This is a genomic window from Nocardiopsis chromatogenes YIM 90109 (assembly GCF_000341185.1).
Taxonomy (GTDB): domain Bacteria; phylum Actinomycetota; class Actinomycetes; order Streptosporangiales; family Streptosporangiaceae; genus Nocardiopsis_A; species Nocardiopsis_A chromatogenes.
In genome coordinates, this window is sequence record NZ_ANBH01000371.1 from 1 (window position 1) to 12,987 (window position 12,987).

At 74.2% G+C, this 12,987-nt stretch carries 11 protein-coding genes and 2 pseudogenes; 5 read left to right on the forward strand and 8 right to left on the reverse strand.

Features of this window, described 5'->3' with window-relative positions:
* Positions 1-112: 112 nt before the first annotated feature.
* Both D476_RS37160 and D476_RS0130870 read right to left on the reverse strand, forming a co-directional pair.
* Complete coding sequence (locus D476_RS37160; RefSeq protein WP_017627731.1) at positions 113-781, reverse strand: DUF6891 domain-containing protein; 669 nt, start codon at positions 779-781, stop codon at positions 113-115.
* A 161-nt stretch (positions 782-942) separates the two neighbouring features.
* A complete protein-coding gene (locus D476_RS0130870; protein ID WP_026124016.1) occupies positions 943-1,386 on the reverse strand; it encodes a MarR family winged helix-turn-helix transcriptional regulator in 444 nt (147 codons plus the stop codon).
* Positions 1,387-1,593: 207 nt separating this feature from the next.
* On the opposite strand from D476_RS0130870, the gene rpmG reads away from it, so the two are divergent.
* From rpmG to rpmF, 3 genes and pseudogenes are all read left to right on the forward strand, one after another.
* Positions 1,594-1,758 (forward strand): 50S ribosomal protein L33, encoded by a 165-nt coding sequence (gene rpmG / locus D476_RS0130875; RefSeq protein ID WP_017627733.1) that lies wholly within the window; start codon positions 1,594-1,596, stop codon positions 1,756-1,758.
* Between the two features lie 73 nt (positions 1,759-1,831).
* Positions 1,832-2,077, forward strand: a complete 246-nt coding sequence (locus D476_RS0130880) for a type B 50S ribosomal protein L31 (protein ID WP_017627734.1) — start codon at positions 1,832-1,834, stop codon at positions 2,075-2,077.
* A 100-nt stretch (positions 2,078-2,177) separates the two neighbouring features.
* A pseudogene (gene rpmF, locus D476_RS35195) lies at positions 2,178-2,294 on the forward strand (50S ribosomal protein L32); the annotation flags it as partial.
* A gap of 1,026 nt (positions 2,295-3,320) precedes the next feature.
* Here the strand turns inward: rpmF and D476_RS35200 are convergent.
* Positions 3,321-5,581 (reverse strand): annotated as a pseudogene (locus tag D476_RS35200) (lysylphosphatidylglycerol synthase transmembrane domain-containing protein).
* A 479-nt stretch (positions 5,582-6,060) separates the two neighbouring features.
* Between D476_RS35200 and D476_RS38355 the strand changes: the two are divergent.
* Together D476_RS38355 and D476_RS39875 are read left to right on the forward strand one after the other, a co-directional pair.
* Positions 6,061-8,040, forward strand: coding sequence for a BTAD domain-containing putative transcriptional regulator (locus D476_RS38355; protein ID WP_449289422.1), 1,980 nt, complete (start codon positions 6,061-6,063; stop codon positions 8,038-8,040).
* Positions 7,922-9,133 carry a tetratricopeptide repeat protein gene (locus D476_RS39875; protein ID WP_192826454.1) on the forward strand — a complete coding sequence of 404 codons (1,212 nt, stop codon included), beginning with the start codon at positions 7,922-7,924 and terminating at the stop codon, positions 9,131-9,133. Before D476_RS38355 ends, D476_RS39875 begins: the two co-directional genes overlap by 119 nt.
* An 80-nt stretch (positions 9,134-9,213) precedes the next feature.
* On the opposite strand, the gene D476_RS0130905 is transcribed toward D476_RS39875, so the two are convergent.
* From D476_RS0130905 to D476_RS0130925, 5 genes are all read right to left on the reverse strand, one after another.
* On the reverse strand, positions 9,214-9,630 hold the full coding sequence (locus D476_RS0130905; protein ID WP_017627737.1) for an RICIN domain-containing protein: 417 nt from the start codon (positions 9,628-9,630) through the stop codon (positions 9,214-9,216).
* A 344-nt stretch (positions 9,631-9,974) separates the two neighbouring features.
* Positions 9,975-10,922, reverse strand: coding sequence for an aldo/keto reductase (locus D476_RS0130910; protein ID WP_017627738.1), 948 nt, complete (start codon positions 10,920-10,922; stop codon positions 9,975-9,977).
* Between the two features lie 204 nt (positions 10,923-11,126).
* Complete coding sequence (locus tag D476_RS38095) at positions 11,127-11,291, reverse strand: hypothetical protein (RefSeq protein ID WP_017627739.1); 165 nt, start codon at positions 11,289-11,291, stop codon at positions 11,127-11,129.
* A gap of 266 nt (positions 11,292-11,557) precedes the next feature.
* The gene (locus D476_RS0130920; protein WP_017627740.1) at positions 11,558-12,202 is read right to left on the reverse strand and encodes a DJ-1/PfpI family protein; all 645 of its coding nucleotides are present in this window, start codon (positions 12,200-12,202) and stop codon (positions 11,558-11,560) included.
* A partial coding sequence (locus tag D476_RS0130925) for a GlxA family transcriptional regulator (RefSeq protein ID WP_017627741.1) occupies positions 12,199-12,987 on the reverse strand: 789 nt, incomplete at its 5' end. The genes D476_RS0130920 and D476_RS0130925, both read right to left, overlap by 4 nt.

Consider the following 12,987-nt stretch of genomic DNA (forward strand, 5'->3'; position numbering starts at 1 on the left):
GGACACCGCTCGCTACGGACCTGATCCGAGAAAAACGTTCTAGCCGCTCCGGTCGCGGCCGGGGAGGCCGGGCGCGTGCGGGCCCGCCGGGGGCGCGGCCCGCAGCGGCGCTCTACCCGGCGTCGGCGCCGCCGCCGGGGAAGCGGGCCGACTCGCCGGTGCGGACCCTGCGCACATCCGCGTCCACCGCGATGCGCACGTCCGGGTCGCGGTCCCATTCCACGGTCAGGCCGTGCCCGGTCAGCACCGCCACGACCTCGTCGCCGAGCGCCGTCATCGACCCGTCCGAACCGTCAGGGGTGTCGTAGGCCAGGTACACGGGGCGCCGCCGGGTGTCCTGGTCGTGGTAGAAGACGTAGCCCCGCGCCTCCCCCTCTCCGTCGTGGTCCTCGGAGCGGATCTCGTCGAGGCCGCACCGCCGGCAGCACGAGAAGTCCTCGCGCGCGACGATCGCCCGCGCGTTGAGCGCCGCGAACGCGCGGGCCAGGCGGTCGCCGTCGCTCTCGCCCTGCAGGGCCTCCTGCCAGGCCATGTGGGCGGCGAACTCCCGGGTGAGCAGGTCCACGAGCCATGCGCGCAGGTCCTCCCGGCCCACCCCCTCCAGCTCCTCGTACTCGCCCGCCTCGACCTCCAGGGGCAGGTCGATCATCAGGTGCCCGTCGATGACGTCCTCGACGATCTCGTCGAAGGTGCCCTCGGCCAGGGCGACGGGGGTGGCGAGCTCGCCATAGAGGTCGCCGAGGACCTCACCGCCGTCCAGCCCGGCGAGTCGGTCGTGCATCACGTTCTCCTGACGGTGCGGAGGCGGGGGGACTGCGGGGAGGGCACGAACCGTCGGCGGTTCGCGGGCGCCCCGCGTTTGTGACGCTGCGTCCCGCGGACCGGTTCCCCGCCTTGTCCACCGCCAGGCCCCCGGTGGTGCGCACCGGCGCCGGAGTCCGCCTACCCCTCGGTCTGGGCCTTCAGCAGCTTGTCGGCCAGGCCGCGCAGGGTGACCAGCTCCTCCTTGGTCAGTGCGCCGCCCAGGGACTCGGCGATCGCGGCGGCGTGCCTGGGGCCGATACGGCGCAGCACCGCCCGGCCCGCATCCGTCAGGCGCACCCGGGTGCCCCTCCGGTCCTCAGGGTCGGGGCCGCGCTCGACCAGCCCGTCGCCGTCCATGCGCTCCACCAGGCGGCTGATGGAGGACTGGTCCAGCAGCACCCTGTCGTTCAGCTCGCACAGCCGCGCCCCGCCGTAGGGGCAGCGGGCCAGGGTCAGCAGGACGTCGTACTCCCGCATGCTGACCTCGGCGCCGCGGAAATCGACCTGGAAGCGCCGCATGAGTGCCACGTGAGCCCGTGCCAGCGACTCCCAGGCCTGCTCGGCGGTCCTGTCTGCGGCCACGCCCTCCACCTTCCTGCTCCAGCGGGCCGGTACGCCCGTGCGCTCGCGCCCCCTCGATCCTCCCACCACCGTGCGGGAGGGGAGAAACCGCGCGGCCCGGCCGGGCGCGGGCCGCCCCGGCCCGGCCGCCGGGCGGCCTGCCACCATCGGGAATGAAAACGGTTATCATTCGCTTATAACGACCGCAGACACCCGAGGAGGCCCGCCATGGCGCGCAGCGACACCCGGCCCATCGTCAAGCTCCGCTCGACGGCCGGGACCGGCTACACCTACGTCACCCGCAAGAACCGCCGCAACACGCCCGACCGCCTCGTGCTGCGCAAGTACGACCCGGTCATCAGGCGGCACACCGAGTTCCGCGAGGACCGCTGAGCGGCCCCGGCCCCGGACAGCCCCGGACAGCCCCGGCGCCCCGCGGCGCCGACGCCACGAGAGAAGGACACCAGTGAAACCCGGAATCCACCCCGAGTACCGGCCCGTCGTCTTCCGCGACAAGGCGGGGGACATGGCCTTCCTGACCCGCTCGACCGTCACCTCCGACCAGGTCGTCACCTGGGAGGACGGCAACACCTACCCGGTCGTCGACGTGGAGATCTCCAGCGCGAGCCACCCCTTCTACACCGGCAGGGGGCGCGTGGTCGACACCGCCGGGCGGGTCGAGCGCTTCAAGCAGCGCTACGGCCGCTCCTGACGCGGGCCCGAGCACCCGCACCCGATCCGACCGCCCCGCCCCGGCACCGGGCCGACCCGTGCCGCCCGGCGGGGCCCGAACGAAAGGCCGACCGCCTCCCATGGCCGTGCCCAAGCGCAAGATGTCCCGCTCCAACACCCGAAAGCGCCGCTCGCAGTGGCGGGGCGCCGNGAGGTCACCGTCGGCGGCCGTACCGCCCTGGTGCCGCGACGCCAGGCCGCGGCCTACCGGCGGGGGCTCATCCCCCTGCCCTGACCTCAGCGGCCCCCGGACCGGCAGCGGCCGCAGGGCAAAAGCGGGACGCGCCGCCTAGGACCCCGACGGCGAGGCGCACCTCCTGTGCGGGCCCGCCGCCGACGTCCGCCGTTCGCTGAGATCGTCGCCCCGTGGACGCCATGTGAGTGGCGTCCACGGGGCTTTGTACGGGCCGGGCGAGGGGCGGCCGGTGCGGCGGAGCCGCTCCGCTGTTGGTGTCTAAGGCAGTGAGGATCACCATGCCGGGCTTTATGGCGTAGATCTAAGGCATCGTGATCCCGGAGCGCTGGCGGAACGCGCCGCGCCTCAGGCCTCAGCGCGCTCGAACGCCGCTCCGCTTGCCGCCCAAGAACCATCAGCCCGCCGCCCCTCGATCGTTGCCGGGGAACCCTGTATCGGCTGCGGACACGGCGAGGGTCGCCGGTGGCCGGTGTGTGCGGGCCGGGTTGCCAGAGGATCGGTGCGGTGGTCTGTTTCGTTCCGGGTGTGATGGAGGCTCTCCCCCTGGGAAGGGGGCAGGCCGGCGCCGGAGATGTGCCCGAGGAGCTGCGCGATCGCGCTTCGCGGAGCACGGCCGGGAACCACCCCCGGAACCCTGCGCGACCGGTCACCGAGCCCGGGGGCGATGCAGGCTCCTACCGGCGGAAACAGGTCTCAGCCGAGGGTGGGGCGCTGCTTCCGGGTCTCCAATCAACCCCGAACGGAACAGTCTGGACGCCGAAGGGCCGGATGGGGCGGGAGCGCCGTGCCGGGCGCACCGCCGGAGCCTGTGGGCCGGGGTGTGCCGGAGGATATGCGCGCTCTACGCCGCGATCCGCCACAACCGGCTGACCGGTGCCCCGGTCAAGCGACGGCTGGTGGCCTTCGACCGATGACCGGGGCGCACGTTTGCCTTCAACGATCCAGGGGCGCGCGCCGCGCCGCCTCCGCACGCACTCCCCCATGCGGCACGCAGGCCCACAGGGCGCGATGTGATGGCCCCTTCGCCTCAGATCGCCTTCCACCGCTGGAGCAGGTGGAAGGCCCCCCACCCGGGCAGGACGGGGAACCAGAACGTCAGCACCCGGAACAGCAGCACCGCGGGCAACCCCACCGCGACCGGCAGGCCCGCCACCGCCGACAGCCCGGTCACCAGGGCCGCCTCCACCGCGCCCAGGCCGCCGGGGGTCGGGGCGGCCGAGCCCACCGCGTTCCCGGCCAGGAACACCACCGCAACCGCCGCCAGGTCGGCCTGCCCGCCGAAGGCCAGCACCGAGAAGTACAGGCTCAGCACGAACCCCGACGTCAGCATCAGCGTGCCGCCCACCCCCATGGCCAGCCGCCGCGGCCGCTGCAGCAGGTCGAGCAGCTGGGGCACCACGCCCTGGAAGTAGGGCCGCACCCGCTCGACGACCAGCCCGCGCAGCCGCGGCACCAGCAGCACCGCCGCCACCCCGGCCGCGAGCACCAGCACCACGGCCACCAGCGTCGGCGACGGCGAGAAGTCGGTGAACCGGTTGGCGCCGGTCAGGTAGGCGCTGATCAGCAGCAGCGGCACGTGCGTCAGCAGGCCCACCGCCTGCGACAGGCCCACCGCCGAGATCGCCAGCCCCGCCGAGGCGCCCTGGCAGGTGACGTAGCGGGTGTTGATCGCCAGCGACCCCAGGCCCGCGGGGGCGGCGATGCGGATGAAGGACCCGGCGTACTGGACCAGCACGGTGGTCCACAGGCTCAGCCGGATCGGGACGAAGCCCATCAGCGCCAGGGCGGCGGCGAGCATGCAGGCCGACGCGGCGGCGAAGGCCGCCGCCGCCCACCCGGCGTCGGCCGCGGTGACGGTGGACAGGTCCACCCCGGCGAGCTGGTTGGCCAGGACCAGGCCCACGACGGTGGCCGCGGCGACGCTGACCACGGTGCGCGGGCGCATCCGCTCCAGCCGGGCCGGGCGGGCCGGGGCCTCGGGGGCGAGCCCGGTGATGCGCGAGCGCACCTCCCCGAGCACCTCGGGGTGGTCGCGCAGGCGTCTTCGCAGGCCGTGCGGCATCCCGGCGGGCTGCAGCAGCGGCAGGGGGGGCCGCCCCCCCCCNCCGCCGCCCGCACCGACCGCTCGGCGCCCGTGCGCAGCGCCAGCGCGGTCAGCAGCGCGGCGGTGTCCAGGGAGGTCTTCAGCGGCGCGGCGGCCACCGCTCCCCCGGACAGTCCGGTGAAGGCGGGGCGGCCGCCCGTCCGCCAGCCCACGGTGCGCCCGTCGATCGACCCGTGGGCGATGCGGTTGCGGTGCAGCAGCGCCAGCTCCCGCCACAGCCCCTGCAGGGCCGCGTCGGTCAGCTCCTCCTCGCCCGCCTCGTCCAGGGTGCGCACGGGGGCGTACTCGCGGATCAGCACCGCCGACCCGGCCCCCAGGTCGCCGATGCCCAGCACGTCGGGGGCGCACGCCCCGGCCGCGCGGGCCGCCCACCCCATCACCGCGGCGTGCTCCAGGCGGCGCGCCAGGCCCAGGCGCACGGGCGGGGCGACCGGGCCGCGCAGAAGCACCATCCCGCCCAGCCGCTTGAGGGCCTGCCCGGTGTCGTCGGCGCGCATCAGCACCAGGTCCAGGCGCCTGTCGGGGGTGTCGGCGGTGAAGCGGCGGTTGCCCTCACCGTCGGTTCCGGCCGGGGCCAGGGTGAGCGGCTCCAAGCCGAAGCGGCGCAGCTCCTCCACCATCGGCCCGGTCAGCGACTCCGGGCGCGCGGCCCCCACGGCGAACCCGGCCAGGGCGGCGCCGGTGGCGCCCAGCAGCGCGGTCAGGGCCAGCGCGGGGACCGTGGCCACCCCGGCCAGCAGCACGGCGGCGGCGGTGACGGCGACCCCGGCCCACAGCGCGCCGCGCACCCGGGCCAGGCGCACCCGGCCCACCGCCCCGGTGTAGGCCATGGCGGCGGCCAGGTAGGGGTGGGCGGGGCCGCCGAGCAGCCCCGTGTGCGCCCCGGCCGACAGCGCCTCGGGCGGCCCGCCGGGCCCGGACAGGGCCAGCACGGCGGCGTTGACGGCCTCGGCGGCGCCGTAGGCGAACGCGGCCGCGGCCAGGCCCCGCACCAGGTCGCGCCCGGCGCGCCGGATCAGCCGCTCCACGGCGACCACGGCGGCCAGCACCAGCACCGCGATGTTGGCGGCCGCGGCCACCAGGGCCAGCAGCGAGGGCGGCAGCAGGGCGCGCAGCTCGTCCGGGGCGGTGCCCTGCCCGTCCCCGGCCAGGGAGACCAGCCCCAGCACCGCCGCCACCGCCACCACACCGGCGGCGCCCACCAGCAGGTCGGTGGGGCGCCGCGCGGGCGGCGGAATGGGTCCCAGGATGTCGTCTGCGCCCCGGTCCGGGCGATCGGCTGCCGTTCTCACGCCCCCAAGACTGCCCCACGCCGCGGCGGTCCGGTGTCAGGGGACCGGCGTGTCCGGCGAATGCGCGCGGCCGATGCCCGCGCATATTCGCATTCACCTGCAATTGCAGATGCCTTATTCCCGGGGCGGGCCCGCCGGGCCGGTATTCCCCGGCGGATGCAATCGTGTTCCCCGCCGTGGCCGACTTCGGCTCGCCCCTGCGGCCGGGCCGCAGGTCAATGCCCGTAATGCCGCAGCCGGGGCCGCGGTAATCCCTGGTGGCAGATTTCGGCCGGTTCTCCCGACCGGCTTTCGGGGCACACTCACGACCCCGGGGAGCAGCACCCGAAGGAGGTAGGGTGGAGCTGAAGGTCCTGGGCCCGGTCCGACTGGTGCGCGACGGGCGCGACTTCCCACTGGGGTCGGGAAAACAACTCGAAATCGCCGTCCTGCTGGCATTGCAAGAAGGGCGGCCGCTCTCTAGAGAAACGATCGTCGACACCGTTTGGAATGGCGGTATCGGCGCCCTCTCCACCCTCGACAGCTACATGTCCCGGACGCGGCGCCATCTGGAGGCCGCCGGGGCCGACCGCGCCGCCCTGGTGTGCGAAGGGGGCCACTACCGCCTGGACCTGGGCACCGACGCCCTCGACTGGCAGCGGTTCCGGCGGCTGTGCCGCGCGGCCCGCGCCCGCGAACGGGCCGGTGAGCGGGAGACGGCCCTGGAGCTCTTGGAGGAGGCGCTGGGGCTGTGGCGGGGAACACCCCTCACCGGCCTCTCGGGCGACTGGGCGGCCCGGCGCCGCGCCGCCATGGACCTGGCGCGCCGCGACGCCGCCGCCGACCACGGGCGGCTTCTGCTGGAGAGCGGCCGCGACCCGCGCGACCTGCTCGACGCGCTGCACGCCGAGGCCGACCGCCACCCCGACAGCGAGCCCGTCACCCTCAACCTGGCCACGGCGCTGCTGCGGGCCGGGCACCGCGCCGAGGCCGCGGGGGTGTGCCGCCGCCTGGCCGACCACCTGCAGCAGCAGGGGGTGGCGCCGGGGCCGGTCCTGCGGCACCTGCTGCGCGAGGCCGAGGGCCGCCGGGGCGGCCAGGGGGCGGGCGCCGCCGGTCCGCCTGCCGGTCCGTCCGCCGCCCCGCCGTCGGCCGGACCGCAGGCCGCTCCCCACGCCCCTCCCCCGGACACCCTGCCCCGGGACCTGCACGACTTCCACGGGCGCGGGGCCGAACTGGAGCGCATCGCCGCGGACCTGCGCGCGGGAGCGGCGGCCGTGGTCGTGTCGGGCATGCCCGGGGTGGGCAAGACGGCCCTGGTGTGCCGGGCCGCGCACGCGCTGCGCCCGGAGTTCCCCGACGGGCGGCTGCTGGTCGACCTGCACGGTTCCGGCGCCGACCGGCCGTCCCGGGACCCCGCCGAGGCGCTGCACGAGATGCTCGGCCAGCTCGGGGTGCCCGCCGCCGACCTCCCCGAGGGCACCGAGGCGCGGGCCCGGCTGTGGCGCACCCTGACCGCACCGCTGCGGCTTCTGGCCGTGCTCGACGACGCCGCCGGGCCCGAGCAGGTGCGCCCGCTGCTGCCCGGCGGGCGGCACAGCGCCGCCCTGGTGACCTCGCGCACCCGGATGGCGTCGCTGGAGGGGGCGCGCTCCCTGGGGCTGGTGGCACCCGACCAGGAGGAGGCGGCCGGGCTCGTGGCCGCGATCACCGGGTGCGACGCGCGCGCGGACGGCCCGGGGCTCTCGGCGCTGGCGCGGCACATGGACCGGCTGGCGCNCGTCCTGGTGGCGGCACGCGCACCCGTCGTGGCCGCTGGCGCACCTGGTCGAGCGGCTCGACGAGGCGGCGCCCCGGTTCACCGGCCCGGTGGCGGCGGCCCTGGGTGCCAGCGCGCGGGGCCTGCCGCCGCCCGCGCGCGCCGCGTTCGTCCGGCTCGGCCTGCTTCCGTCCACCGCGTTCGGCACCCACGCCGCTGCGGCGGCGATCGGCGCGACGGCGCGGGAGGCCGAGCCGGTCCTGGAGCTGCTGTCGGAGCGCTCGCTGGTCGAGGAGCCGGGCCCGCCGGGGCGGTGGCGGCTGCACGCGCTGACCGCCGAGTTCGCCCGCAGCACGGCCAAGGAGGAGCTGGGGCCCTTGGAGGAGCACGCGGTGCTCTCGCGCGTGTTCGACCACTGGCTGGCCGCGGCCGACGCCGCCGACCGGGCCCGGTTCCCGCACCGCCACCGCCGCCCGGCCCGCCCGGGGGCGCCGGTGGAGGCGCCGGACTTCGGGGGGCCGGACGACGCCGAGGCGTGGTTCGCGGCCGAGCGGGGCACCCTGCTGGACCTGCTCCCCGGCTCCGAGGGCGCCCACCCCGCGGCGGAGGGTGAGACGTTCGCCTGGCACCGCGCGGAGCTGTCCCTGCGCCTGGCGGGCTTCCTGTCCGGCTCGGGCATGCCCGACCGCGAGACGGCGGCCTTCCAGGGGGCGGCCCGGACCTTCCGCGCCCAGGGGGACGTCCCGGGGACAGCTCTTGTGCTGAACGAGCTGGCAGCCGTATGCCTGCGGGCGGGGGCTCTGGAACAGGCGCGGGCCGCCGCCGAGGAGGCCGCCGACCTGGCGCGCGCCTGCGACGACGGTACGGCCCTGGCCCGCGCACTGTGCCTGCGCGGGTGGTGGCTGATCCTGCTGCGCCGCCCCGAGGCGGCACTCGGCCTGCAGATGGAGGCATTGACCACCGCACGGCGCACCGGGCACCGCCCCACCGTCGCCGAGGCGCTCAACGCCGCTGCCGTCTGCCACAGCGACATGGGCGAGGCGGGCATGGCCGTGGGCCGACTGTACGAGGCGCTAGGCCTGTTCGAGGAGCTCGATGACCCGGTGGGCCAGACCCAGGCGCGTGGGAACGTGGCGTGCGCACTGCGGCGGGGCGGCCGCCTGGTGGAGGCCCGCCGGGAGGCCGAGGAGGCCCTGCGCCTGGCGCGCCGGATCCGGTCGAGCAGGTGGGAGGGGCGGATGGTGGACAACCTGGGCGAGATCGCGGCGGCCGCAGGCGAGCACCGCCAAGCGCGCCGCCTGTTCCGTACCGCTCTGCGCACCGCCCGTGCCGTCGGCGACGTCGAGACCGAGGTGGACGTGCTGGCCAACCTGGGCGCGACGGCCACCGCGCTGGGAGACCCGCTCGGTGCCCTGGACTACCTGTCGCAGGCACTGGGAACCATGCTGGCGGCCGACGCCCCGGGCGATGTGACCCGCGTCCTCATCGCCCAGGGAGATGCCCATCTGGAACTTCGCGCGGCAGAGGAGGCCGAGAGCCGGTACCGACAGGCACTGCGGACCGCCCGGACACCGAGCGATCGCGAACGCGCCGAGGCGGCGCTGGAGCGGTTGGGACACCGGCGTGACATGGAGTCGGCCCCCTATGCCCACGGTTACCAGGCCGGGCGGGAATCGGGACTGGCGGGAGGACCGGATCCGCCGTGAGGGCGCACGGCGCCTCGCAGCGCGGGTGCCCGCCCCCGGTGGCACCGGGAGCGGGCACCCGCCTTAGGGACCGCAGCCGGTCAGGCGTTCTCGAAGATGAACATCTGGCGGTTCTCTCCGCGCCACGGCTGCAGGACGAACTGGGTCCCCTCCCGGTCCTCGGGCAGGGTGACCACCGCGTCCATGTAGAGGAAGTGGATCCGGAACTTGCCCTCGCCCACCGGCTCGAGGGACCAGGGCTCGGGGAAGGACTGGGCCGCGATGAGCGGCGGGAAGACCTTCAGGCTGCTCAGCCCGAAGAACGCCTCGCCCACCATGCTGCGGACGGTGAACACGTTGAGGCTCTTCTGCTGCACGTCCCACCGCTGGTTGGTGCCCTTGTGGAGGTGCCAGCCGATGATCGGCGTCTCCGGGTCGGGGCTGCCGCCGCTCAGGTCGATGTACAGGTCGTTCGCGGCGCACCTGATCAGGTACTCGCCCTGCTGGATCAGTGCCATGATTCCTCCGGTCGCTCGGAAACGACGCCGCCCACCGCATTCATATCCGCCTGGAGGCGCGGTGCAATGGGCCCTTTGAATCACCGATCACAAAACGGCAGGGCGAGCCACTGTCCGCAATAGGCCACCACTTTTCCATCTATCGCCACCAGGGATAACACCACCAGTCGCCACCCCGGACCCGAAAAGCACGGCCGAGCAGAATCAACTCGAACCGCACCGTCAACGAGAAGATAATGACATTTCAAGGATCGACGAACAGCTCTCTGTAGACCTATTGGGAGAATCACCGGAATCGCGGTTCACCCCCGCCATGGGGCCGCCCGCCGACCCTCGGCGAGCCCTCAGCCCCCCACAGCGTCCGAGGCCCGGGTGAGCGCGTCGGCCTCCTGCTCGCTCAGCGATACGCGCGCCGCGTCCATGAGCGCGGGAAGCTGCTCAGTGGTTCGGGCGCTGGCGAGCACGCCCGCCACTCCCGGCCGACCCAGCACCCACGCCAGCGCGACCGTGGCCGGGGCGACGCCGTGGGCGTCGGCGATCTCCACGAGCCGGTCGACGACGGCCAACCCCTCGGGCCCCATGTGCCGGCCGACCGCACCGGCGCGGGCCCGGCCCACCAAGTCGGACTCGGTGCGGTATTTGCCGGTCAGGAACCCGGACGCCAGCGCATAGTAGGGAACCATGCCGATCCCCGCCTGGACGGCGATGTCGCGCAGCCCGGGCTCGACCGTGCGCCGGTGGACCAGGCTGTAGTGCGGCTGTAGGACGACCGGGAGCGCGGCTCCGGCCTCCTCGGCGATCTCCAACCACCGGCGCAGGCGGTCCGGACCGTAGTTGGAGACGCCGACGTAGCGGACCTTGCCCTCCCGGACCAGAGCATCAAAAGCCCCGACGGTCTCCTCCAGCGGGGTCTCGGGGTCGTCGAAGTGCGCGTAATAAATATCGATGTGTTCGGTCTCAAGGCGCTTCAGGGAGGCCTCGGCCGCGGCCTTGACATTGGCGGCGGACAGTCCCGGGAACTCGGGGTGCCGACTGACCTTGGTCGCAATGAGCACATCGTCCCGGCGGCCGCGACCGGCCAGCCAGGAGCCGATCACGCGCTCAGACTCCCCTCCTTTATGCCCCTCAACCCAGGCGGAATAGGAATCAGCGGTGTCCACGAGTCCGCCCCCCGATTCCAGAAATGCGTCCAGGACACGGCGTGACTCACTTTCGTCGCTGGTCCACCCGAAGGTGTTGCCGCCCAGGACGACGGGGTGGATCTCCAGGCCGGAGGTTCCCAGCGTGGTCATGTGGTGGTCTCCTCGCGAACGTTGCGAAAGGTACGCCCAACGAAGTCGTGACGACGTCGGCACCGGAAACCTATACCCGGCCCTCCCGTCCAGGTCCAGAGGATTCCCCGTCGCCGGACGCTCCCGGAGCCAGGGCGTCCCATCACGACGGAACCCCAAGCCTGGTGGCGGACCTCGTAACGGGGGCCGCCACCAGGCAGTCACTCAAACGGACCGCCGATGCCCCTCGGGGACGGGCTCACCCGACTGCTCGGAGTCACTGTAGAGCCAGACATCGGACGCGGTCGGCTGCGCGTGCTCGGAGTAGAGCCACACGTCGGACGCCGACACCGAGCCGGGGACGACCACGAGCGCAAAAATGATGGGCATCAAGAGCAGGGGTCTCTTTCTGGATGAACACTGGAGGTTGCATACATATCGGACCTTCGGACTCAGATCCCCCGGTCCGCCACCGAAGCCTAGTACCTCCACAAGGTGTACTTCCACCCCTGAATGCCACTAATGAAACGCACCGCAAACGGGACCCATGAACCGATAGCATGCCCCCCGATAAGTGACTCGGTAGTAACCAGTGGTCCATTCGTGGCTTTCTTGTCGACTTCGACCAGTACACCCTTTTTTCAAACCCCGACTTCTCACCCCGCCAAAGGCTCGTCCGCCATGTACGGCGGGGCGGGCTCGTACTGCATGTAACGCCGCACCCGCCGCGCGTGGTCGCGGCCGTGCAGGCGCCCCACCAGCCACAGCGCCATGTCGATCCCCGCCGACACCCCCTGGCTCGTCACCAGGTTCCCGTCCACCACGTAGCGGGCGTCCCGCACCACCGTCACCCCGCCGCGTGCCTCCAACCCCTCCTCGAAGGCCCAGTGCGTGGCCACCCTCCTCCCCTTCGCCGGGCCGGCCTCGTGCAGCAGCAGCGCCCCCGTGCACACGCTCGCCACCCACTCCGCGCGCCCGGCCTCCTCCGCCAGCCACCGGATCAGCCGGTCGTTGCCGACCTCGGTGCGCGTCCCGTTCCCGCCCGGCACCAGCAGCACGTCCAGACCCTCCGGCCGACCGGCCCCGCCGCCGCTCCCCTGCACGCCCCCGGAGTCGCCGAACGCGCGGTCCGGCAGCACCCGCAGGCCCTTGTTGCACCGAACAGGCCCCTCCCGCTCGGCGATCAGCTCAAGCGAGTCCGCCCCGTCCCGGAGCATCGACGACACCCCGAACACCTCCCAGGGGCCGACGAAGTCCAGCTCCTCCGCACCGTCGAACACCAGCAGGCCATAAGCCGTCATGCGTACTCCCTCATCGATCCGAACCGCTCCCTGTACTCCGAGGGCGCCACCCCCAAGCGGCGCTGGAAGGCCCGGCGCAGCGTCTCGGCGGTCCCGAACCCGCACCGCCGCGCCACCGCCTCCACCGGGTCCTCGCCCTCGGCCAGCACGCGCTGCGCCGCCTCCACCCGCACCCGCTCCACGAACTCGGCCGGGCCCACTCCGATCTCGGCGGCGAAGCGCCGCTGGAAATGGCGCGGGCTCAGCCCCGCCAACCCGGCCAGCGACCCGACCGTGTGCCGCGCGTCCAAGCGGGAGTGGACCGCCCGCACCGCCGCACGCACGGGGTCGCTGGAGGGCTGGCGCGACCACAGCGGCACGCTGAACTGCGACTGGCTGCCCGGGCGGCGCAGGAATAGCACCAGCTCCCGGGCGACCGCGTGCGCGAGGTCGCGCCCGTGGTCCTCCTCGACCAGCGCCAGCGCCAGGTCCATGCCCGCCGTGACCCCGGCCGAGGTCCAGACCCGCCCGTCACGGATGAACACCGGGTCGGCGTCGACCTCCACCTCCGGGTGGGCGCGCGCCAGCTGCTCGGCGCGGCGCCAGTGCGTGGTCACCCGCCGACCGCCCAACAGCCCGGCGGCGGCCAGCAGGAAGGCCCCGCTGCACACCGACACGACCCGGCGGGCCCGCGCCCCGGCCTGCGCCGTCCACCGCACCAGCGCCTCGTCCCGGCAGGCCGCGTCGACGCCGGTCCCGCCGACGACCACCAGCGTGTCCACGTCGGCGGGGGCGGCGGGGCCCGG